Here is a 20646-nt window from a genome sequence, read left to right as displayed (position 1 = left end):
GGGTGGGGTGGGGTGTTGCGTGCGCTGTGGAGTTGTCAAGGAACGGCTTCACTGGCGTTGACACGTACGTGTCAAGCGGCCAGGGGTTGGACCGCGCGAGCGGCGGCGAATTCGTCGGCCAGGGCGTCGATGCCGGCGAGGTGTTGTGCGCGGGCCATAGCGGCGGCGGTGTTGGCGAGCAGCGCGTCTCCGGTGGTGATCCAGCCGGTGGCCTGGTAGCCGAGTTCGTAGATGACCCGCTCGGTCTGCTCGTCGTCCCAGGTGTGCGGGTGGCCTTCGGTGCGTCGCCAGATGGTGCGTTGCAGGCGCAGGAAGCCGAGGGTGACGGAGAACGCGCGGCTCTTGGTGGCGATGTGCCCGCCGTAGCCGAACTGGTGAGCCCACCGCCGAAGCCGGGCGTAGTCGGGGTGCTCCCCGATGTCCCAGCACGCGCGGATCAGCCGCCCGAGGTGCGTTGCCGGGTCGCCGTGGATTTGGACGGAGAGGTCGTCGACGCGGCGCAGGCTCAGCCCGGTTACCTCGGTGCTCTTGGTGACGTACTTGGCGATGTACCCGGTGATCTGGGCGAGGTTGACGTCGGTGCCGGGGGCGTTGACGTGCTTGAGGTCCAAGCCCTTGTCACCCCACGCGATGTGCCAGCCCTGCCCGCCGTTGGCGGGATGCCCAGCGGAGGTGTAGGCGGTCTTCACGAACGCTGCTCGGACAGCAGCCTCGAACATGTCCCGGGTGACCACCGAGGGCGGGGGAACGATCGCCTCAGGGCAGTCGGGGTTGTAACCGTCGAGGCGGATCAGGGCGTGGTAGTGGATGACGCCGCGTACCTGGAATTCGTAGACCTTGATGTAGCGGCGGCGCAGGTCCACGCCGTGCGCGCGGCCGAGGCGGCGTAGCTCCCGGTCAGCTTGCTGGATGGTGCGGCGCCACAACTCGGGTGCTTCGTGGTTCCACACGACCTGGCCGGTGTGGTCGTAGCAGTCCAGGCACAACGGCTGCCCGAGGTGGGTGTCTGCGGCCTTGTGGCGCTGCCCGCAGCGCAGCTCCACACCGTGAAGGCAGGTCCGGCCGAATGGGTGGCAGGCCGAGGGCCGGCAGGTGCAGCCGTCCTTCTTGCGGCAGTCCGCGGCGTGGACCTTCACGACCCGGTGGTGCACCGGTCCGAACGAGGGGGCGGTGGCGGTGAGGAAGATGGCGATGTGTTCGTGCAGGGGTGGTAGTCCCCACCGGTCGCCTTGCAGGCCGGCTTTGATGAGGTGGTAGGTGTCGCGTCGGTACAACTCGGCGCACGACGGGCACACCGAGGCCCGGCGGTTGCCGCAGGGGGTGTAGATCGCGCCGTCGGGCATGTCGTCGGTGTCGACGGTGGCCATCCGGTTGCCGTCAGCGTCGTTGACGTGGATCTGCCCGGCCAGCCTGATCGGGTGCTTGCACGCCGAGGCGGCGCGGACGTGGCCGAGCCATTCGGGGTAGTCGGGGTCTTGGGCGCGGGCACGGCCGGAGGCGACAGTGCGGGGGTCGTGGCCGCGTACCCACCCATCGGCGGCAGGGTTGCGCGGGCCGGTGGTGGGGGTAGCCCATGGCCAGTAGTCGACGGACTCAGCGGAGGCTCCCGTGCCCGAAACCGTGGTGGTTTCGGGCGCGAGAGGCAACGTCGAGGACGTCACGCGGTGGCTCCCACAGCGGTGCCGTTGTGGGGTCGGTTGTTGATGGTCGGTTGGGTGTTGAGGGCCGTCAGGATGTCGGCGGCCGTGGCGGTGGGGACGCGCAGCCGCACAGCGAGTTGGCCGGGGGTGATGGGCTCACCGTGGGCTTTCTCGTGGGCCGTGGCGACGATCCGCGCTCCGGCGAGCAGCGCGGGCGCAGGTCCAGCGGTTACCGCAGGCGCGGTGGGTGCCGGGGTCGGGTCCTTGTCGGTGATGTCCGGGGTGGGCTCGACCGTCGTCGGGGTGTCGGTGTCCTCGCCAGAGGTGGGCAGGGTGATGGGTTCGTTGGCGGGTTGCGTGTTCTCGGGTGTGGGGTTGGTGGCCGGGGTCGCGGCGGCCGGGCGGACCGTCGGCGAGGCGGGGATGTCGGGTGACGACGCCTCGGCGAGGGTGTCCGGCGCAGGTGCCGGGACGAGTTCGGTGGGCCGGGTGTTGGTGTGTTTGGCGGCGAGTAGAGCGGCGGTGGCCATGAGCATCAGGCCATCGACGGCGATGGGACCGAACCAGATGACGAGGGTTCCTTCGTCGTAGTGACGTAGGAGTCCGGACAGGTGTTGGTAGGACACGAACGCGGCGACCAGGGCGACGGGCGGCATTCCGACCCAGCGCAGGACGTCCCAGCCCCAGCCCGAAGGCCAGGGGGTGCGGGCAAGGATTTCGATGGCGATGAACAGGAACAGCGGCCAGACGATCGCGGAGACAACCGCGCCAGGCTCAGGGGTCCAGTCCTGCGGTGCGCCCTTGGGGGCGATGAAGGAGTGGGCGATGTTCGCGGCGACGGAGACGAGTCCGCCGAGGACAAGGCCGAGGTAGGCCCAGCGGGTGGGACGAAGGTTCGTCGTGGTCATCAGTTCACCCCAGGGGTGCAGTCGAGGCAGGAGCCGGTACGGCGGGGGATGTAGTAGGGCTTGACCTGCCGGCAGTCGGGGCAGGTACGCCGCGCGGTGAGCGCCTTGGCGATGGCCGCCTGTTGGGCGGGGGTCGCGGTCCGCTTCGGGAGAGCGAGGTCGAGGCGGAACAGGTAGGCGACGCGCTTACCGCGACGCCACATGATTTGCGCGGCGGGTTCTTGGCCGCCGGGGCGCAGGTTGCGGGTCCGCAGTTGCCGGCGGGTCAGCAGCCCGTCGGGGGCGAACTTGAAGGGGTAGGTCGGCAGGCCGTAGCGCTCGCCGGTCGGGTCGTAAAAGACCATCGGGTCCTCCGAGTCGGCGTCGTCCTGGTCCTGGTCGTCGTCAACGGCGGGGGTGCCGGTGGCGAAGGTGGGGTGTTCGTAGGTGTCGCGGTCGATGTCCTCGGGCAGGAACGCCGCCGAGCAGACCGCGCAGACGATCGGCCCTTCCTCGAAGGCCGTGGTGGAGATGCGCAGCTTGCGGGGGCACTCGCACTCGCACGAGACGCCGTTGTTGTTGTTCGTGCGGGTTTTGCCTTCCCCGGTCGGTTCGGGGTGGCGGTAGAAACGCAGCGCCACGGACAGACCGGCGATGGCGGGCCGGTAGCGGGCGCGGGTGAGGTCGGTCAGGGTGCAGGGCGAGTAGCCGAGCTTGTCGTCCTTGGTCGTGGACAGGCCGAGCTCGGCGGCGAGGGTGGCGAACTTCTTGTTGTGCCAGCGGCCCTGCCGGGAGGTGTCCTGGATGCCTCGCACGTCGGCGAGGGCGTGGGTTGCCTCATGCAGGAGGGTGGTGAACACGGCTTCCGGTTCGCGGGACAGTCCCTCACCGGAGATGAGGATTTCGGGCAGTTGTTGTTCGCCGGCTTGCCAGCGCAGGGCAGCGAAGTGGCCCCACTTCATGCCCTGACTGGGCTTGCTGGGGGAGCCGGAGCCGACCACGAGAACAGCGGCCGGGACGTCGGTGTGCTGGTCGCGGATCGCGGCCCAGGCCGCTTCGAGCGCGCCGACAAGTGCGGCGGTGGAGATGTCGTTTTGACACGTACGTGTCACGTCGGTGATGTCGACGGCGGTGGTCATGCGGCCCTCCAGGTGGTTGGGGCGGCGGCGAGGGGACTGGTCGGACGAGCCAGGTCACGGAGCCGATCGGTCGGCCGCGTAGCGGCGGCGGTGTCGACGGTGTCCGTGAAGACGGCAGTGGTCCGGCGGTTCGCGCGAGCGGCGAACATGGCGAGGTCGGCGTGGTGCAGCCATGCGGCGGCGGGGTTGCCGGGGTGGGCCAGGACCGCGCCGAGAGTCGCGCCGACGGAAAGGGTTCGGCCGTGGTAGCTGACCGGTGTGGTCAGGCGGGTGTGGATGTGGGTGAGCCAGTCGGCCAGCCAGGTATCGGCGTCGTCGTGCCGGGTGGCGGGGCCGGTGGTGATGAGGGCGAATTCGTCGCCGCCGAGGCGGGCGCAGATGCCGGCGGGGCCGGCGATGCCGGTCAGCCGTTGGGCGACGGTGGTGAGGATGTGGTCACCGGCGTCGTGGCCGTGGGTGTCGTTGACCTTCTTGAAGCCCACCAGGTCGACCAGGACCACGGCGACGGGTCGGCCGGTGGTGTGGGCGGTAGTGATAAACGAGTCAGCGGCGGCCGACAAGCCGGCGCGGTTGTGGACGCCGGTCAGCGGGTCGTGACAGGCGGCGTGCCGGACAGCGAGCAGTTCAGCCCGCAGGCTGTGCCGTGCGGTGAGGTAGCCGGCGGTAGCGGCGGCGCTGATGGCGCTGGCGGTGACCAGGGCACGCAGGCGGGGCGTCATCGGGCAGCCCGCCAGATGAGGAAGCCGGCGCGGGTCGGCAACCGTTCCTGGTCGTATTCGTGTTCGGCGTAGGTTTCGAGGTCGTCCTCGGTGGCGTGGGTCCAGTCGTAGTCATCGGCGGCGTCGCGCAGGACGTCGAGAACATCGGTGAGGGTGTGACCGGCGTAGTCGTTGAAGTCGGCGACGATTTCCCGGTCGGAGCAGCACAGCGCCCCGAAGAAGTCGGACTCGGACACGTGGCCGTCGCGCCACAGGTAGTCGGCCAGGTGCCGCAGGGCGCGATCGCAGTCGCCGTCATTCCCGGTCTGGAGCGGCGTGTGATCGCCGTAGACGGCCATCCCGATCGCGCCGGTGATGCAGGCCGGCGGGAACGGGGTTTCGGTGGTGCGGTCGTAGTGGACGCTCTTGGTCCAGCCTCGGATTTCGAGGTAGCGGGCGGCGCAGCGCAGGGTGTCGGCCGGAGTCAGGTCGGCCAGCGCGCCGGGGGTGGTGGGCTGTTTTTGGGTAGGGTTCATGGCGGCCACGTCCTTTCGTGGGCGGTGGTTGGGTCGGCGAGCCGGGGTTGCTTCCTAGGGCTGGTCCCGGTTCGTCGGCCGTCTCTATCGGTGGTGCAGGTGGAGCCGGAGAATCACCCGGTGTCTGCCGTCGCTGACAGGAGCGGGTGCGGAGCGGTAGACCAGGGCGCCCGCGTGTCGGGCGATGACGGTCAGGGCGGCGATGTCCTCGCCGCTCCCGACGAGCACGAGGTCCAGGACCCGGGTCGGGGTAGCGGTGGTGGTGCTCATGCCGCTGTCCGCAGATCGGCGGGGGCGGCGAGGCCGGAGCGGCGGCGGGTCCAGGTGGCGTAGTCGGCGACGCGGATGATGTCGGCGTCGGTCATGTAGGCGGCCTTCACCCGGTTGGGGATGCCGCCTTCGGCGATGAGGTAGCCCTCGCCCTGGTTGTTCGGGTCGATGCTGTTGGAGGAGAAGCCGCGGGCGTACCAGCCGTGCCCGAGCACGATGTCGGAGGACACGTCGTTGGTGCAGCGGCCAGCGAACCGCCACGCGAACAGGTCCCGCAGTGACGGCGGGATGATGTCCGACGACGGGCGCTGGGTCGCGGCGGCGACGATGATGCCGACGGCGCGGCCCCGGGCGACGATGTCGCGCAGCAGCGCGGCGAACAGATCCTGGTCCTTCTTGTCCCCGGCGGTGGCGGAGAAGTAGGCGATCTCGTCGCAGGCCACGAGGATCTGACCGAACAGGTCGTTCGGGCCGATCTTCCGGCGACGCCGGGCCAGCAGGAACGAGTACCGGTTGTCCATCACCGTCTGCACCCGGCGCAGGGTGCGGATGGCGTGGTCCATGTCCGGGCCGACGAACACGTCGGCGGCGTCCTTCCACAGCCCGAGTTCGACCTGCTTGCCGTCGAGCAGGCACAACCTGACATCCGGGCACAGAGCGGCGTGACCAACGATCGTGTTGAGCAGCGACGACTTGCCCGCGCCGGGTTCACCGCCGATGAGGATGTTGCGGTAGATCATCGGCAGGTAGGCCGGGTGGCCGAACTCATCGATGCCGAGGAAGACCGGATCGAAGATGGACAGTCCCGCGCCGACCGGCACCGTCTGCGGCGCATCCGGTTGCGGGGGTAGTTCGATGGTGTCCGTGAGGTCCATGGCAGGGCTCCCGGGGTCGGTTGACACGTACGTGTCATGAGCGGGTGGGGGATCGGGAAGGGGCGCGGACGCTCGACCCGTCAGGGGTGCTTGGTCCGCGCCGTCCCGGTGGTTAGGCGTAGTCGGAGGGGTCGAACCCGTTCGGGCTCGCAGTGGGCGTGGTGGGGTTGCGCGGCTTGCGCTGGCGGGGGGTGTCGGTCGGTGCGCTGACCGGCACGTCGGGTACGTCGGGCAGGTCCAGGCCGACAGGCGGCATGCCCGGAGAGGTGGGAGCGTTGGCCGGAACGTCCCTGGGGACGTAGTCCGGCAGCGGCGACACGACGGTGTGCGCCAAGGGCTCGCGGCGGGTGATGTCGATGCGAATCAGTGCGGCGTACTTGCGGCCGGCGCGCATGACGCGGACCTCGTTGGCCCAGCACGCCACAGCGAGCTTCTGCACCTGGTCGTCCTGCTCCAGATCCCGCAGAGACAGACCGGGGCGCAGCCACACCCAGACACGTTCACCGGCCGGGGTCGGCCGGGCGAGCAGGATCAGCGGGAGCGAGCCGTGCCGGTTGGTGGCGATGAACGCCGCGAAGCACAACCGCAGCCGATGCCGCACGATCAGACACCAGATCCACGCCATGACCCGACGGCGCACAGGTGCGATGGCGGCGGGGACGCCGACGACCAGGGCGACAATGAGCAGTGAACCCCACAACGGGGTCGACTCCATCAACGTCGTCCAGCCGTAGACGACGGCCAGACCGAACACGATTTCCGGCAGCCAGTGCCAGAACACGCGCAGGACCGGCCACGCCACGATCAGCGCGAACACCACCGCGCCGAGAACAGCGCCGAGAACGACGCCGAGCAGACCACCCAGGATCGGGTGCAGGTACTCAGAGGCCACCATGGCGGCCAGCAGGCCAACCACACCGAGGGTGACCCAGAACGCGATGACGGCCCGACGACGGTACGAGCGGGCAACCGGCGCTTCGATGACAGTGACTTGACCCCCACGGTTCGACCAGCCGAACGGGGACCTCTGGCTAGACTTGGACACGACAAGTCCTCCCTAGTAGGGACCTTGTTGGACAGGACGCGGGGTCGCAGACGACGCCAATCAACGGCGACCCCGTGTCCACCTCTTCACCTCTTGTGGAGCCGAACAGAAACACCGGCCGCTAGACGGCGGCGGTCTCCATCGCGGTCAAAGCCGAAGCCCGGAACGCCACACCGGAGCGGACCTTCCCGTCCCGGTCGTTGACCCAGGGCAGCGCCTCCAGGTCCATCGGCACCACCGGCTGACGAACAGCCACCGCCGGCATCACCGGGCTGACCACCGTCACGTTGATGACCTCCGCGCTTCCCTCCGACAGGGCGTAGAGCTGCACCGCCCACATCGGCTGCTTCGTCTCCCGGTCGAACTTCTGCTGACCCGACTGGTCCAGCTTCGGAACCGGGTTCACCGCCACCTCGTACGACACCCGCGAGGTGTCCAGCAGCAGACGTCCCATAACTGACTCCTTCTCGACTGGGGGCAGACGCCCCGGGTTAGACTCAGTACCCACTCGGTACTGACTACAACGTACTGACTGACTCAGCACACGTCAAGCATCGATCCTCTCGGTCCTTCGGTGGACCACCGATCCATGTGCATCAGCATGGCCCCGGGGTGGGGTCTGTTTCTTGCCTCGCGTGGGGGTACCCATGGTGGGTAGGGTCGGGAGCGAGTGGTACCAATGCATGAGCTGTCAGGACGTGGAGGGTTGATGCATCCTCAGGCCTCACCAACTGCTATCCCCCCGCACGTGCTGCAACGCGCGGATATGCAGGATGCAATTGCTCGCCACGATTTTGGTGCAGTCTTCGTCCTTGCCCGCAAATGGGCAGGTATTAGCTATTCGAAAATCGCCGAGGCTTGCGCAATAAAGCCCGAACGAGTCGGGACTCTCGCCCGGGGGCAGGGAAGTATAGCGACATACGAAAAAATCGCCGCTATTTCTGATGCTCTACGGATTCCCGGCCATATGCTGGGTCTATCTCCCCGAGGCTGGGAGGCGCCCTCCGCTTTGGAGGCGGTTAGGTCGAGCGGAGATGAAGCCGTGAAAAGAAGAGACTTCCTGCGTGTTTCGGCTATTGGAGCCGGGACGGCTCTCGGTATTCCTTCCCTGCTGGAGGAAGTTCCACGGGGCCGGATCGGTTCCGATGTGCCAGCGATGCTCGCACGGCGAACCGCTCGTTTGCGTCGCCTGGACGACGTCCTAGGCGGCGGCGATACGTCAGGTATCTATCTCGCCGAATACAAGGCAACTAAGGCAATCTTGCGTGGCAGTAGCTATTCGGCCGCTACCGAGAGCAAGCTCCTAGCAATTCTTGCAGAGCAGGCTCAGCAGGCTGGATGGGCGGCTTTCGATGCTGGTGACCACGTCGCCGCCGAACACCTGTACAAGGAGAGCCACAGTGTGTCGACGCGGATATCGGATCCCGCCCTTGCTGGAAACGCTCTAGCTTTCCTTGCCTACCAGACGATCGGTAGTAATCCAAAGGCGGCCGTGGAGGTCGCGGAAGCCTCATGTGCGGCAGCCGACGGGGGAGTGCCGGCCACCGTCGGGGCGTTGCTGCATGAGCGGCGAGCCTGGGCACACGCGGTGGCAGGGAACGCCAGGGAAGCAGACGAGGCGCTGGCCGCTGCCCAGGCTGCCCTGGCGAGCAACCAAGGCAGGTCCCAGCCGGATTGGTCGAGCTGGGTAGATGAGCAGGAACTACAGATCATGGCGGGCAGGTGCTGGACCGAGTTGCGTCGACCGCTGCGAGCCGTTCCGCTCCTGGAGGATGCGCTCCGCGGCTTCGATGACGCCCATGCTCGGGACAAAGCCTTGTATTCGTGTTGGCTCGCAGACGCGTACCTGACGGCGGGCGAGATCGAGGCGGCAGCAGGGATCGCAGACCGAGTCCTCAACCTCTCAGCAGGGGTTGCATCCGTTCGTCCGCGTCAAAGGTTGCAACCCATCTTGCGGCAGCTCGCAAGTCACCACAGCGTGCCGATGGTGTCTGACTTGCTAGAGAAGGCCAGGTCTTGATCCGCTAGCTTTCCTCGCCTTGCTCGACTGTCTTCCGTACCCACGACAAATAGGCGTCAGATCCCGCGACGATCGGAACTGCAACAATCTCTGGATTGGTCCAGGGGTGATGCTCCGTGAGATACGCCTGAAGATCTTCGAACCGGTCGGAATGAGTCTTGAGTAGGAGTTGCCATTCTTCGCCCGTACCGAACTCGCCTAGGTGCCAGAAGGCCGATGTAACGGGTCCGATGATCTGGGCTCCCGCTGACAGCTTCGCCTCGACAATCTCGCGAGCCAGCTTTTCGGCGGCTTCACGGGATTCTAACGCCGTGGACACCTGCAAGAACGTGCCACGCGGGTCGGCGTCGGCAGTTTTTCCGCCAATCCCGAGCCTTGGCCGTCCTTCGTTCCACGTGGTGATGGTCTCCGGCCGCCAAAGGTGAGTGCGTCCAAGAGTTCGGTCAGGCTCGGGCATCTGATTGCGATTCCGGTAAGAGCTGACCGTTCCGATCTGGACGCCGAGATAGGCGGCAACGTCAGAAGTTGTCCACCACTCAGCGCTTGGGTCAGGTGTCGTCACGCCTGCATTATCGCCAAGTCGGGCCGACTTTGCCACCCAGCCGAGGTGGCTTCGGGGGTGATCCAGTCTTGTGAGAACTTTCTGTACGGGATCAAGGCGGCCCGCTTCGCAGGCCGCTCGCGCCGCCGAACCAGGGCCGGGCCGATGGCCCGCCGCCGCGCCTCTGGCCTTCGGCCGCCAGCGCGACGGTGACAGCCCGCCGGCGGCGCGACACACGACGAAGCCCCGGACCGCCATAGTTGCTGACAGATTCGGGGCTTGAGTGTTGAGAGGGCAAGATCCTGCCTCCGGCGGCGGCGCTCGGGCTCCAGGATGGTTGAGCCCATCCCGACCGCCATCGACCCGGGCGGAGCCGAGCAGACCAGGGCCAGGGCGCCAAGGTCGTTCGTCCAGTTGGGCGCTCCACCTTGGCGCCCTGGCCCTGGCCCGCTCCACGGTGTGCGGGTCGACGGCAGACGGGATGGTTGGTCGCTAGAAGGGGGGCTCTTCGTCGAAGGGGTGTTGCGGTTTTGGCGGTACGGGTTTTGTGTAACCCCTTTCAATGTCGTGCATTGCACTGTCCAATAGATCATCCACGCCTAGGGCCTGCCGACGACTCGCGTCGAAGAGTTGTTCTAGGATGATGTTCACTGGATCCGGCTGCGGAGGGACGGAATTCGTATCCCAGTCGTCCGCTATTGATTCGACCTCTGTGCCTCGGGTGTTGAGAATCGCCAGCTTGTGGTTCCAGCGCGAGTGGTGAAGATCCTGTTCAATCAAAACTGACGATTTTGAGCCAGCGTAAAGATACTGATCCTCGTCGTCCGTCGTAGACCACTGAATGCGGCCTTCCAGGGTCGCGGCAAGAAGGCTGCTGGCAAGATCCGCCATGCGACGCCGGATGTCCTGCTCCTTGCTCATGCGCCTTCATCTCCCGTGATGACTTGATTTGCGTTCTTCCCTGCCCATTTTATTAGCTCATCGCATGTGCTGCCAATTGCATCGTGCGCTCTCCTGCATTTGGGTAGCACTGGCCCTTCCTCTCCGGAAAGCAGGCTTCGGGCTGCGGTCCGTGCTAGGCCAGTGCTGGATACCAAGGCTTCCAGAAGGCTCTCCTGCTCGTACTCGGATTCGCTGGAAAGCAGTCCATGTACATGGCTTGCATGTCGACGCCAGTCGTCCAAACTGCGTTTAGTGGATTCGCTGTCGTTTATCTTTATGGATGCATCTAGCTCTCTGGCAACCCAGGTGAGTTGGGGAATCAGGATATGAAGCTGCTTGGCGACAATCTGTCTCTGTGTCTGCCTAACTGCCGCACGCGCTGCTCTGGCAGCGTCGGCTGCCTGGCGCGCTTGCTGGAGAGTTAGCCACAGGCCAAACAACGTCAGTGGTAGCCCGGCGACCCCAAGCCACTCAAACCAGTCCAACTCGTACCAGTGTTCGGCGGCCATGAGCACCCGAACAGCATAGGCGGACATCGTCTCGTTAAGCAGCGGGCGCACCGCTGGACATGACAGGGGGAGCCCTTCTAAAGATCATCGGGCACGGATCGGGCACAACCGGGACCGGCAAGCCGTGTCAAACGTCGAGAGGTGTTGGGGGTGGTTGTACAGGTCGCGCCGCAGAAGTGCCCGACTCGCGTCGATCTCTTCGCGCAGGAGGTGTAAGGGGTTCAAATCCCCTCAGCTCCACCCCAGGTCAAAGGCCGTTTCCGCGAGTCGGAGACGGCCTTTTTCGAGTTCGGCCAGGGTGGCCTGCGCGGCGGTCACCAGCTCGGCGAGCGAGATGGGCCGGGCCAGCCCTAGGAGAAGCGTTCGGTCGTCACGGGTATCAGGCCGTGCTGCCGCAGGACGTTCGTCAGCTCGGACACTGTCGAGCCGAGCGACACGGTGGCATCGGTCGCCAGCAGTGCGGTCACGTCGAGGCCCCAGGCGAGGGTGTGGCCGACGCGGCGCAGATCCCAGGTGAACTGGTCGCCGTGCTCGTCGAGTCGACCGCTCGCGGCGGATGCGCCCGCGCCGGCCGCGCTCGTGCCGGCCTCCGGTGTCCGCCAGGCCGTGCGGAGGGCCGCCACCTGTTCGGCGCGGAGATCCTTGGCGAAGAGGACGCGGTACACCCGCCGTTCGTGGAAGCCGGCCGGCGGCTGGGCGGGGCCGAGCCGCAGCGGCGGGGCGCTCGCGATCGGTTGATGGTTGAGAAAGTGCGTACGGAGCAGTGTCTCGTCCGGCAGTTGCCCGCCACCGAGCGCGCGGTAGACGTCCTCGGCCTCCTGGCGAGTGGTGGGGACGACCCGCGCCAGCACCTCGGGGTCGGTGCGCATGTCGCGGCTCAGCGAGGCGGAACTCCACCAGCCGGCCTGCGGGGTCCAACCCGCGCTGTCCAGCCCTGTCGTGGTGAAGTCGCGGTCCCGGGTGAACTCCTCGACGACGATGCCCTCGACAGTGGTGCCCGGGACGCGGCCGCCAACCAGGTAGTAGTCCAGGTGCGGTCGCGCGTCGGTCACCTCGACGGTCGCCGACGCGGGTTCAGCGGGTAACGAGTCGATGGTCATCAGCGCAAGCGTAGCGAAGCAACTCATCCGGGAACGGTTAGCATCCGGACCTCTACGTGAGGAGCCCAGATGACTTCGGTGGCCCAGACCCGGTTCGGCATCGTCGGCAGTGGCTGGCGAGGTGAGTTCTTCCTTCGCCTGGCCCGGCTGCTTCCCGAGCGGTTCCGGGTGACCGGGGTGGTGACGCGTACCGAGTCGCGGGGTGCTGACGTGACGGCCGACTGGGGCGTGCGGACCTTCCGGACGACTTCGGAGTTGCTGGCCCAGGAGCGGCCGGACTTCGTCATCGTGTCGGTGCCGTGGTCCGTGACGCCGGAGGCGACCCGGGAGCTGGTCGTGGCCGGCGTGCCGGTGCTCGCGGAGACGCCGCCCGCCGCCGACCTGGCGGGTCTGCGCTCGCTCTGGGCTGACGTCGGGGGCAGCGGTCTGGTGCAGGTCGCCGAGCAGTACCTGCTGATGCCGGGGCACGCGGCCCGGCTGGCGCTGGTCCGCGCCGGGGTGCTCGGCGAGCCGACCTCGGTCCAGATCTCGTCGACCCACCTGTACCACGCGGTGTCGCTGATCCGTGGCCTGCTCGGTGTCGGTCACGAGAGCGCCGAGGTCAACGCGCGCGCTTTCGTCGCGCCGCTGGCCAACCCGCTCTCACCGGCCGGCTGGAGCGGTGACGACACGCCGCAGCAGCTCGCCACGACCCTCGCGACCATCGACTTCGGCGGGCGGATGGGGTTGTACGACTTCACCGACAACCAGTGGTGGAACCCGTTGCGTACCCGCCGGTTGGTGGTGCGTGGCTCGCGCGGTGAGCTGGTCGACGACCGGGTGGTCCGCCTGGTCGACCCGACCACGCCGGTGGAGTCATCCCTGGTGCGACGCCAGACCGGTCTCGACCTCAACCTGGAGGGGCTCGACCTGAAGCACATCAGCTTCGACGGCGACGTGGTCTACCGCAATCCGTTCGTCGGCAGCGGGATGTCCGACGACGACATCGCGGTGGCCGACATCGTCGCCCGCACCGGGGCGTGGGCGCGGGAGGAGGGCCCGGCTCCGTACTCCCTCGCCGAGGCCTGCCAGGACCACCTGATCAGCCTCGCCATCGGCGAATCGGTACGCACCGGCCAGCCGGTCGTCACCGACGTCGAGGCGTGGGCGCGGTAGCCCAACATCGGGCGAGAACGACGCCCGAGACGGGCTGGCCCGGGTCAGCGCAGCGGAAGCGTGGCGGCGGTGCGGACCAGCCCGTCGGCGATCACGAAGCGGCCGGTGATCGATGCCGGCGGGTCGTCGACCCCTGCCGCGTCCACCCGGGCCGGTGCGATCCGGGCGGTGAACGTGCCGGCATCCGGGTCAAGGTCGAGTCGGGCGTCGTGGAAATCCAACCAGCTGCGGACCACCGGGTACCACACCTTGTAGACGGTTTCCTTCGCACTGAACAGCACCACCGGCCACCAGGTGCCGCTGGGCAGCCGCGCGCAGGCGGCCTCCTCCTCGGGCAGCAGCACGAGTCTGCGTACTCCCGGATTGATCTCGCGGTGCTGCTCGGCGTCCATCCCGACGGACCGGATGTCGGTGGTGTGCGCCGCGGCGGCGGCGCAGTAGCCGGCGGTGTGGGTGATGGTGCCGACCACGCCGGCCGGCCAGACCGGGGTGCGGTCGGCGGCGGCTGGCACTGCGGTCTTCGGCAGGCCGAGGTCGCGCAATGCCCTGCGGGCGCACATCCTCCCTGCGGCAAAGTCCCGCCGGCGGGTCTGGACGGCCCGTTCGCTGAGACATGCCTGCTCAGCGGGGAGCAACTCGCCCGTCCAGTCGTCGGGCCCGGCGATGGCGACCGCGACCGTCGATGGCAGCAGGTCACGCATCGCGATGCCCTACTGGTCGGTAGGAATAGCGCATCCGGTCAACCGTCAACTTTCCGACTCCCACGACCGCTGAAAGTACCGCAAAGATGTAACACCGGAGGGACGCGCAGCGCCCTCCCTGATGGCTCCGGGGGGACCACCATCAATGCTGGCCGGCACGGGCAGCCCCGTGGACATCTGGAAGGACGTGCGATGACCGATGGTGCGGAACGGCCGGGGGTGTCGGCTGACGATCACGCCCCGAAGACGCCCTGCTGGAGCTGCGGCTCCTGCGGTGACGAGTGGCCGTGCGCGACGAAGCGCACCCGGCTGCTGGCGGAGTACGGGGGTGATCGCGCCATGCTCAGCGTCTATCTGGGGTCCTGCCTCGCCGCTGCCACGGAAGATCTTCGCGCCGCCCCGGTGATGTCGCTCCAGGACCGGTTCATCGGCTGGTTGCCGCGCGGCTCCCGGCGTAGCTGACCCTCTGGTGGCCCCGCCGTTGGGCGGGGCCACCAGAGAGGGCGTTCAGCGACGTCGAGGCCGCCGGGTCATCGCGAAGCCGAACACGCCAGCCACCGCGGCGAGCACGCCGCCGATGCCGGTCCAGACCCAGCGCGAGCCGAGATCCGGCAACCAGTCCGCGAGCGGGTCGCTCTCGTCGTCGGCCTCCGCGTCCACCGGGGGTACGCCGTTGAGCACCGTGCCGGCCTTGGTGTTCGGCACCAGCGGGGCGGCCAACTCGCCGTCGTCAGCCGACGCGCCCCGGTCGGCGATGGTGCCGACCAGCAGGTCGACGTCGATCGGCGCACCCAGATCCGGCTCCGGCAGGTCGATCACGGAGAGCCGGATGACGTACGTGCCGGGCAGTGGATCGGCCGACCAGGGTTCCGCCCACGGCCGCACCTCGCGCAGCGTGCAGCCCAGCACCACGGTCGACGCCTTCGCGTCCACTGTCGGGGTCTGTGCCCCCGCCGTGCACGCCTGACGTCGCCGTAGCCCGTCGAAGACGTCCACCGTCCACGTGGAGGCGCCGCCGCGTCCCTTCGGGAAGGTGACGGTGGCGGTGATCTCGTGCACCTGGCCGGCCGTCGCCGGGAACGACCAGTAGAGGTGGTCGCCGATCGAGGCGTCCACCCGTACCGGTTGGCCGGCGCTGATCGGGGTGGCGGTGAGGAACGACGTGCCGGCACGGTTCACCGGCGTGGCACCCGGGGAGGGGGTCGGTGCGGCGACGGCCGCAGCCGGGAGCAGGACGGCCCCGCTGGCGGTGAGCAGCGCCGCCATCGACCGGAACAGTGCGGTACGCATCAGTTCTCCCTCCAGGTGGCGACCCACCAGCGGGTGAGCAGTCCGGCGAGCAGACCGGTGATCAGCCCGGCGATGGTGAGCAGGGCGAGCAGCACCCAGCCCCGGCCTAGGTCCGGTCCGTCCGGTGCGGGTGCGGCGGCGACCACGTCGATGGTCAACTCCACCGGCATGCCCGGGGTCGCCGCGGTGCCGGGACGCGGGGCGAACGAGTTGCTCACCACCAGGCAGACGGTGGTGGGCTCGGCGACCGGCGCCGAACTCTCCTCGGTGTCCGCCACGTCCTCATCGTCGGCGGTGGCCGACCAGCGCAGTCCGGCGGAGAGCACGTCGGCCCGTCCGCTGCCGGCGTCCGCGCCCCGGACGAGCTCCCGGCCGTCGGCCGCGGTGGCCCGCAGCAGCACCCCGTAGTCCCGGTTGACGGCTCGGTCCAACGCCATGCTCACCGAAGCCCGCAGCTCCTGGCCGGGGCGGATCGGCACCCGGTAGTAGCGGTGCTCGGAGAACGACTCCCGGTCGGCGTACACGCCGGGGGCGAGCAGTGGCGCCGAGTCGCACGCGTTCGTGCCGCCGACAACTGTCGGTGCCCGGGTGTGCGTGTCGCCGGCCCGCTCCACGAGCTGCTTGATCCGGTCGGTCAGCTCCTCAGCGCTCTGCGCGGCGGTGTAGGTTCCGCCGGTCGCGCTGGCGATGCAGAGCAGCTGCCGGCGGACCTTCTCGTCCGGGGCCAGACCGAGGGTGTCGACGACCAGGCTGGTGCCCTGGGCGGCCAGTTCCCGGGCCACCTCGCACGGGTCCGGCGGGGCGCAGGTGTCCTCGCCGTCGGTGATCAGCACGATCCGTCGGGTGGTGCTCCCGGTACCCAGGTCCTGTGCGGCGGAGCGCAGCGCCAGCCCGACCGGGGTGAACCCGGTCGGCCGTAGTGTCGCCACCGCCGCTTTGGCCGCGGACCGGTCCACCGGGCCGACCGGCACGATCTGTTGCGTGTCCTGGCAGCCGACCTTCTTGTCCTTGCCGCGGTAGGTGGCGCCGAGCACCCGGATGCCGAGCTGTGTCTGTTCGGGTAGCGCGTCCACCACCTCGTTGAAGGCCTGCTGGGCGACCGCGATCCGGGTGCGCCCGTCGATGTCGGCGGCGCGCATCGACCCACTGACGTCGAGCACCAGCTCGACCCGGGGCGGCTCGGGCGCCGGCTCCTCGTCGGCCTGCGCCGGGGCGGGCCCGGCCAGTGCGGTGGTCGCCAGCAGTCCGAGAAGGACGGCCGTCGATCGTCTGAAGTTGATCACGGCCCGCAGTGTAGTGAGATCCACTTTGGATGATCATTTGGGTTGCGGTGGTGCGAGCCCTGACGCCACCGGCCTGGTCAGGGAGCGCCGCTGGGCGCTCGCGTCCGCGCGCTGGGTCCACACCAGGTCACCCTCGGTCAACTGTTCAAGGAAGGGTGTCGGACTGGCCATCATCCGTCGGAAATCTGACCCAAGTCGACCCGTTGTGCCGGTGGTGCCCGGTGGTTAAGCTCTTCTTGCGCGCCCCAATCGCCCGCTTCCCCCGTGGCAGGCGATCGGGGCGCGCGTCTTTGTCAGAAGGGCCCGCACGCTTCGGCGTGCGGGCCCTTCTTCCGTCGCGCTGTGCGGCGCGTCGCCTGTCGATGCTTATATCCACCGACCGTCGAGCCACATCCGGGACAGCCAATCCGAGTACGGGATCACCCGGCCGACAAAAATCGGATAGAAGTACGCGAAGCAGGCCGCCACCAGCAGCACGTACGCCCCCGCCGCGATGCTGCCCACCAGTCGGCGTTCGTAACTCGGGTCACCGGGCACCAGTGGCGCCACCGCACCCACGTCGCCGCCGGCGGGCGCGATCAGCGCGCCCAGCACATACACCACGGCCAGCACCAGGAACGGCACCGCCGGCGCGGCGTAGAACGAGAACATCGTCCGGCCCTGGAGGGCGAACCAGAACCACGGCAGCAGCCCGGCGGCCACGGTGAGCAGGATCGCGCCGGCCCGCCAGTCCCGACGGGCCACACCCAGCCAGACCAGCGCCACCAGGGCGGGCAGGAACGACCACCAGAGCAGCGGGGTGCCGAGCAGCAGAATCTCCGAGGCGCAGGTCGGCGCGCCACAGACGCCGTCGCCGGCGTAATGGAACGCCACCGGCCGACCCAACAGCAACCACTGCCATGGCCACGACTGGTACTTGTGCGCGTCGTCAAGCTGGGCGTGGAAGCCGTACGCCGCGCGGTGGTATTCGTAGAGGTTGATCAGCGGGCCGATCACCGGGCGGTCGCTGAGCCGGGCGCTCGGGAAGGCCGACGCGAGCCGGTAGTACCCGTCGTCGGTGAGCAGCCAGCCCGACCAGGTGGCGAGGTAGGTGCCGACCATGAGCACGCCGGCGAGCGCCAGCCAGGGCACCTCGTCGACGAGCGTGTCCCGCCAGGGCCGACGGACCCCCGCCGAGCGGCGGACGCCGACCTCCCAGAAGAGCACCAGCAGCGCGAAGACCGGCACGAAGTACAGAGCGCTCCACTTCACCGCGCACGCGCAGCCGATCAGCACCCCGGCCGCCAGCCGCCACCACGGCCAGGTGCGCCAACCGGTCGGCGGCCGGCCGGCGCGGCCCGGCTGGCTCGGATCGAGCCCGTCGTCCAGGGCCCGTGCCCAGCGCCGACGGCGGGCGTCCCGATCGAGCACCAGAGCGCCGAACGCGGCCAGCACGAAGAAGAGCAGGAAGATGTCGAGCAGGGCCGCACGGGACAGCACCAGGTGGAAGCCGTCCAGGGCGAGCAGTAGGCCGGCCGCGCAACCGAGCACCGTCGAACGGAACATCCGCCGACCGATGCGAACCAGCAGCAGCACCGACAGCGTGCCGATCACCGCCGCCGAGAACCGCCAGCCGAACTCCGGTGCGGTGGTCATCAGGTGCCCGGGGACGGAGACCTTGGAATCGGCGTCCTGATAGCCGAAGGCCCACTCGCCGACGCCGATCAGCCACTTGCCCAGCGGCGGGTGCACCACGTACGACGGGACGTTGTCCTTGTAGTTCCACTCCACACCACGGGAGATCAGCCCGTAGGCGTCCTTGGCGTAGTACGTCTCGTCGAAGATCTTGCCCTTGGGGCTGGACAGCCCGACGAAGCGCAGGATCGCCGCGATGGCCACCACCACCGCCGTGGCCAGCCAGGAGAACCGGTCCATCTGGGTGTCGACGGTGGCGAACCGTCGCCGGACCGCGGCGGCCACCCCGCCGCCCTCCGCGCTCGGTGCCGTCGGCTCCGGGGTGGCACTGGGCTCGCCCGTCACCTGGATCAACTTGTCCGGGTCGGCGCTCGGGCTCTGCGCTGTCGACGCACTCGTCACCCGGCGATCGTAGGCTGCCAAGGTGTCCGGTGGCGTCCGTCGTCCCTGATACCGGTATTCCCAGCAATGAAGGAGACGAATTCGTGGGTGAAATGTCCGAAGTTGGGCGCCTGATTCTGCTCGGTGCTCCGCTCGGCAACCCCGCCGACGCCTCGGCCCGACTCCGGGAGGTGCTGATCAGCGCCGACGTGGTCGCCGCCGAGGACACCCGCCGGCTCACCCGGCTGGCCCGCGATCTCGACCTCACCGTCGGCGGTCGAATCGTCTCCTACTTCGAGGGCAACGAGGAGCGGCGCACCCCCGAGCTGGTCGAGGCCATCCTCGGCGGATACGTGGTGGCGCTGGTCACCGACGGCGGGATGCCGAGCGTCTCGGACCCCGGCTACCGGCTGGTCCGCGCCACGTTGGATGTCGGGGCGCCGGTCACCGTCGCCCCCGGGCCCAGCGCGGTCACCACCGCGCTGGCCGTCTCCGGGTTGCCCTGCGACCGGTTCTGCTTCGAGGGGTTCCTGCCCCGCACCCCCGGCGGGCGTCGATCCCGGCTGCGCGCGCTCGCCGCCGAGGAGCGCACCCTCGTCTTCTTCGAGGCGCCGCACCGGATCGGGGCGACACTCACCGACCTGGCCGACACGTTCGGGGCGGACCGGCCGGCCGCGCTCTGCCGGGAACTCACCAAGACCTACGAGGAAGTGCTCCGCCGCCCCCTCGGCGAACTGGCGCGATGGGCGACCGAGGGGGACCCGCGCGGAGAGATCACCCTGGTCGTGGCCGGAGCTCCGGTGACCGCCGCCGAACGCCCCGACGACGACACCCTGCGCGCCGCCGTCGCCGAGCGGGAGGCCGCCGGCCGGTCCCGCCGGGACGCCATCACCGACGTCGCCACCGAGTACGCGCTGCGCCGCCGGGACGTCTACACGATCGTGCACCGCTGACCGAGGTGACCGGCCTCCCCTGACGGCGGGGTCACCACGCGGCGACCAGGAAACCGACGGTGATCAGCGTGGGACCGGCGATGGCGGCGCCCATCGCCCAACGGCGGTGCCGGCGGCCGGGCACCCGGGCCGATCCGGTCCACCGGACGATGCCGGCGGTGCAGCCCAGCACCACCAGCAGACCGGGCAGCCAGCGCAGGTGCCGGCCCACGCCGACGTCCGCGTACGCGGTGCCGCTGTCCGGGCCGGTCATCCGCGCCGGCAGCGCAGTTCCGGCCGCGTGCCCGTCGACGGGCACACCGCCGACCCGGACACCATGGGCGATGAACCGCCCGTCGTCGGCGGTGAAGATGCCCCGACACCGCTGCGTGAGCCCGCCGCCGGAGCAGTCGTCGATCACCACCGTGCCCGTCCGGGCGTGCCCGACCGCGAGCCAGAACGGTGCGGCGCTCACCCAGGCGAAGAAGGCCGCGACCAGGCTCAGCACCACCAACGCGGCGAGCCCGGGCAGCGGATCCGGCGGTGGGGGCGTGCGGCTCGGTGCCCGCCGCCGCGCCAGCCGAAAGCCGCGAAACCGCTCCGGCGCCGGGTCCTTGCGGATCGGGGTGCCATCCCAGTGCACCTGCTCGATCGGTGCCCAGAAGGCGCCGCCGTCGTCGTCCGGCGGGTCGCCGTCGGGCTGGCGGTCCCGCTGCCGGCGGCCCTGCTGCCGCACCGGCACCCGACGCGGCACCGCGTCCACCGGCGCGCCGGTCGTCGGCTCCACCTCGACGGACTCCCCGCCGGTCGGCACCGAGTCGGGGAGCAGGTCCGACGGGCCGGGCCGCGCCGGGCTGGGTGCGGGTGCCGCCGGGGTCGGCCGGGCTGGGGTGGGCGACGGTGCCGCCGGTGTGGGACGGGCCGGGGTGGCGGAGCGTCCCGCCGGGGTGGGCCGCTGAACGCCCGGGTCGACGCCGGGCACCGGCCGGGGCTGGGGCGCGACGCCGGTGACCCCCGGCGCGCCCGCC

The 20646-nt window shown here is 69.2% G+C and carries 22 protein-coding genes; 4 read left to right on the top strand and 18 right to left on the bottom strand.

Translation table 11 applies throughout. From position 1 onward, the window contains the following. Nucleotides 1-71 precede the first annotated feature (71 nt). The 9 genes from DLJ59_RS26975 to DLJ59_RS26930 all read right to left on the bottom strand — a co-directional run bounded on the left by DLJ59_RS26975 (nucleotide 72) and on the right by DLJ59_RS26930 (nucleotide 7544). Nucleotides 72-1661 (bottom strand): replication initiator, encoded by a 1590-nt coding sequence (locus DLJ59_RS26975; protein WP_124775766.1) that lies wholly within the window; start codon nucleotides 1659-1661, stop codon nucleotides 72-74. Then, complete coding sequence (locus DLJ59_RS26970) at nucleotides 1658-2548, bottom strand: DUF2637 domain-containing protein (protein WP_124775764.1); 891 nt, start codon at nucleotides 2546-2548, stop codon at nucleotides 1658-1660. Before DLJ59_RS26970 ends, DLJ59_RS26975 begins: the two co-directional genes overlap by 4 nt. After that, nucleotides 2548-2892: an RRQRL motif-containing zinc-binding protein gene (locus tag DLJ59_RS26965; protein ID WP_124775772.1), complete on the bottom strand. Its 345-nt coding sequence runs from the start codon at nucleotides 2890-2892 to the stop codon at nucleotides 2548-2550. The genes DLJ59_RS26970 and DLJ59_RS26965 overlap by 1 nt, the downstream gene beginning before the upstream one ends. A 770-nt stretch (nucleotides 2893-3662) precedes the next feature. Beyond that, on the bottom strand, nucleotides 3663-4385 hold the full coding sequence (locus DLJ59_RS26955; protein ID WP_124775762.1) for a GGDEF domain-containing protein: 723 nt from the start codon (nucleotides 4383-4385) through the stop codon (nucleotides 3663-3665). Beyond that, nucleotides 4382-4900, bottom strand: coding sequence for a DUF6197 family protein (locus DLJ59_RS26950; RefSeq protein WP_124775760.1), 519 nt, complete (start codon nucleotides 4898-4900; stop codon nucleotides 4382-4384). The genes DLJ59_RS26955 and DLJ59_RS26950 overlap by 4 nt, the downstream gene beginning before the upstream one ends. 84 nt (nucleotides 4901-4984) lie before the next feature. Beyond that, on the bottom strand, nucleotides 4985-5170 hold the full coding sequence (locus DLJ59_RS26945) for a hypothetical protein (protein WP_124775758.1): 186 nt from the start codon (nucleotides 5168-5170) through the stop codon (nucleotides 4985-4987). Beyond that, nucleotides 5167-6045 carry an FtsK/SpoIIIE domain-containing protein gene (locus DLJ59_RS26940; protein ID WP_124775756.1) on the bottom strand — a complete coding sequence of 293 codons (879 nt, stop codon included), beginning with the start codon at nucleotides 6043-6045 and terminating at the stop codon, nucleotides 5167-5169. Before DLJ59_RS26940 ends, DLJ59_RS26945 begins: the two co-directional genes overlap by 4 nt. 112 nt (nucleotides 6046-6157) lie before the next feature. Further along, nucleotides 6158-7090, bottom strand: coding sequence for a hypothetical protein (locus DLJ59_RS26935; protein WP_124775754.1), 933 nt, complete (start codon nucleotides 7088-7090; stop codon nucleotides 6158-6160). Nucleotides 7091-7211: 121 nt separating this feature from the next. After that, nucleotides 7212-7544 (bottom strand): hypothetical protein, encoded by a 333-nt coding sequence (locus tag DLJ59_RS26930; protein ID WP_124775752.1) that lies wholly within the window; start codon nucleotides 7542-7544, stop codon nucleotides 7212-7214. 294 nt (nucleotides 7545-7838) lie between these two features. Between DLJ59_RS26930 and DLJ59_RS26925 the strand changes: the two genes are divergently transcribed. After that, nucleotides 7839-9110, top strand: a complete 1272-nt coding sequence (locus DLJ59_RS26925) for an NsdA family TPR-like regulatory protein (RefSeq protein WP_208648848.1) — start codon at nucleotides 7839-7841, stop codon at nucleotides 9108-9110. A gap of 4 nt (nucleotides 9111-9114) precedes the next feature. Here DLJ59_RS26925 and cutA read toward each other — a convergent pair whose 3' ends face one another. From cutA to DLJ59_RS36460, 4 genes are all read right to left on the bottom strand, one after another. Further along, entirely contained in the window at nucleotides 9115-9477 is a 363-nt protein-coding gene (gene cutA / locus DLJ59_RS26920) for a divalent-cation tolerance protein CutA (protein WP_244236256.1), read from the bottom strand. 666 nt (nucleotides 9478-10143) lie between these two features. Further along, nucleotides 10144-10572, bottom strand: coding sequence for a hypothetical protein (locus tag DLJ59_RS26915; RefSeq protein WP_124775748.1), 429 nt, complete (start codon nucleotides 10570-10572; stop codon nucleotides 10144-10146). Then, a complete protein-coding gene (locus tag DLJ59_RS26910) occupies nucleotides 10569-11108 on the bottom strand; it encodes a hypothetical protein (RefSeq protein ID WP_124775746.1) in 540 nt (179 codons plus the stop codon). Before DLJ59_RS26910 ends, DLJ59_RS26915 begins: the two co-directional genes overlap by 4 nt. Before the next feature lie 344 nt (nucleotides 11109-11452). Then, the gene (locus tag DLJ59_RS36460; RefSeq protein ID WP_158630914.1) at nucleotides 11453-12202 is read right to left on the bottom strand and encodes a hypothetical protein; all 750 of its coding nucleotides are present in this window, start codon (nucleotides 12200-12202) and stop codon (nucleotides 11453-11455) included. A 69-nt stretch (nucleotides 12203-12271) separates the two neighbouring features. Between DLJ59_RS36460 and DLJ59_RS26895 the strand changes: the two genes are divergently transcribed. Then, the gene (locus DLJ59_RS26895; protein ID WP_124775740.1) at nucleotides 12272-13357 is read left to right on the top strand and encodes a Gfo/Idh/MocA family protein; all 1086 of its coding nucleotides are present in this window, start codon (nucleotides 12272-12274) and stop codon (nucleotides 13355-13357) included. A 44-nt stretch (nucleotides 13358-13401) separates the two neighbouring features. Here DLJ59_RS26895 and DLJ59_RS26890 read toward each other — a convergent pair whose 3' ends face one another. Further along, nucleotides 13402-14058: a 4'-phosphopantetheinyl transferase family protein gene (locus DLJ59_RS26890; RefSeq protein ID WP_124775738.1), complete on the bottom strand. Its 657-nt coding sequence runs from the start codon at nucleotides 14056-14058 to the stop codon at nucleotides 13402-13404. Nucleotides 14059-14250: 192 nt separating this feature from the next. Between DLJ59_RS26890 and DLJ59_RS26885 the strand changes: the two genes are divergently transcribed. Further along, the gene (locus DLJ59_RS26885) at nucleotides 14251-14520 is read left to right on the top strand and encodes a hypothetical protein (RefSeq protein WP_124775736.1); all 270 of its coding nucleotides are present in this window, start codon (nucleotides 14251-14253) and stop codon (nucleotides 14518-14520) included. 45 nt (nucleotides 14521-14565) lie between these two features. Here the strand turns inward: DLJ59_RS26885 and DLJ59_RS26880 are convergent, their stop codons facing one another. From DLJ59_RS26880 to DLJ59_RS26870, 3 genes are all read right to left on the bottom strand, one after another. Further along, nucleotides 14566-15348 carry a peptidase gene (locus DLJ59_RS26880; RefSeq protein ID WP_124775734.1) on the bottom strand — a complete coding sequence of 261 codons (783 nt, stop codon included), beginning with the start codon at nucleotides 15346-15348 and terminating at the stop codon, nucleotides 14566-14568. Beyond that, nucleotides 15348-16631: a VWA domain-containing protein gene (locus tag DLJ59_RS26875; protein WP_124775732.1), complete on the bottom strand. Its 1284-nt coding sequence runs from the start codon at nucleotides 16629-16631 to the stop codon at nucleotides 15348-15350. The genes DLJ59_RS26880 and DLJ59_RS26875 overlap by 1 nt, the downstream gene beginning before the upstream one ends. A 366-nt stretch (nucleotides 16632-16997) precedes the next feature. Further along, a complete protein-coding gene (locus tag DLJ59_RS26870; RefSeq protein ID WP_425271463.1) occupies nucleotides 16998-18545 on the bottom strand; it encodes a dolichyl-phosphate-mannose--protein mannosyltransferase in 1548 nt (515 codons plus the stop codon). Nucleotides 18546-18799: 254 nt separating this feature from the next. Between DLJ59_RS26870 and rsmI the strand changes: the two genes are divergently transcribed. Next, nucleotides 18800-19639 carry a 16S rRNA (cytidine(1402)-2'-O)-methyltransferase gene (rsmI, locus tag DLJ59_RS26865; protein ID WP_425271462.1) on the top strand — a complete coding sequence of 280 codons (840 nt, stop codon included), beginning with the start codon at nucleotides 18800-18802 and terminating at the stop codon, nucleotides 19637-19639. Nucleotides 19640-19670: 31 nt separating this feature from the next. Here rsmI and DLJ59_RS26860 read toward each other — a convergent pair. Continuing rightward, nucleotides 19671-20646 (bottom strand): hypothetical protein (locus DLJ59_RS26860; RefSeq protein WP_341869643.1); only part of this gene is annotated, 976 nt, incomplete at its 5' end.

It is taken from the genome of Micromonospora inaquosa (genome assembly GCF_003857055.1).
In the GTDB taxonomy this organism is placed as follows: domain Bacteria; phylum Actinomycetota; class Actinomycetes; order Mycobacteriales; family Micromonosporaceae; genus Micromonospora; species Micromonospora inaquosa.
Note: the sequence above shows the minus strand (reverse complement) of the source record. Positions and strands in the feature narration are given on the sequence as shown.

Coding starts and splice junctions, on each gene's coding strand:
- DLJ59_RS26880 (WP_124775734.1), bottom strand. CDS start 15,348: ATGCGTACCGCACTGTTCCGGTCGATGGCGGCGCTGCTCACCGCCAGC.
- DLJ59_RS26970 (WP_124775764.1), bottom strand. CDS start 2,548: ATGACCACGACGAACCTTCGTCCCACCCGCTGGGCCTACCTCGGCCTT.
- rsmI (WP_425271462.1), top strand. CDS start 18,800: ATGTCCGAAGTTGGGCGCCTGATTCTGCTCGGTGCTCCGCTCGGCAAC.
- DLJ59_RS26955 (WP_124775762.1), bottom strand. CDS start 4,385: ATGACGCCCCGCCTGCGTGCCCTGGTCACCGCCAGCGCCATCAGCGCC.
- DLJ59_RS26885 (WP_124775736.1), top strand. CDS start 14,251: ATGACCGATGGTGCGGAACGGCCGGGGGTGTCGGCTGACGATCACGCC.
- DLJ59_RS26940 (WP_124775756.1), bottom strand. CDS start 6,045: ATGGACCTCACGGACACCATCGAACTACCCCCGCAACCGGATGCGCCG.
- DLJ59_RS26890 (WP_124775738.1), bottom strand. CDS start 14,058: ATGCGTGACCTGCTGCCATCGACGGTCGCGGTCGCCATCGCCGGGCCC.
- DLJ59_RS26965 (WP_124775772.1), bottom strand. CDS start 2,892: ATGGTCTTTTACGACCCGACCGGCGAGCGCTACGGCCTGCCGACCTAC.
- DLJ59_RS26945 (WP_124775758.1), bottom strand. CDS start 5,170: ATGAGCACCACCACCGCTACCCCGACCCGGGTCCTGGACCTCGTGCTC.
- DLJ59_RS26895 (WP_124775740.1), top strand. CDS start 12,272: ATGACTTCGGTGGCCCAGACCCGGTTCGGCATCGTCGGCAGTGGCTGG.
- DLJ59_RS36460 (WP_158630914.1), bottom strand. CDS start 12,202: ATGACCATCGACTCGTTACCCGCTGAACCCGCGTCGGCGACCGTCGAG.
- DLJ59_RS26950 (WP_124775760.1), bottom strand. CDS start 4,900: ATGAACCCTACCCAAAAACAGCCCACCACCCCCGGCGCGCTGGCCGAC.
- DLJ59_RS26915 (WP_124775748.1), bottom strand. CDS start 10,572: ATGAGCAAGGAGCAGGACATCCGGCGTCGCATGGCGGATCTTGCCAGC.
- DLJ59_RS26870 (WP_425271463.1), bottom strand. CDS start 18,545: ATGGACCGGTTCTCCTGGCTGGCCACGGCGGTGGTGGTGGCCATCGCG.
- DLJ59_RS26930 (WP_124775752.1), bottom strand. CDS start 7,544: ATGGGACGTCTGCTGCTGGACACCTCGCGGGTGTCGTACGAGGTGGCG.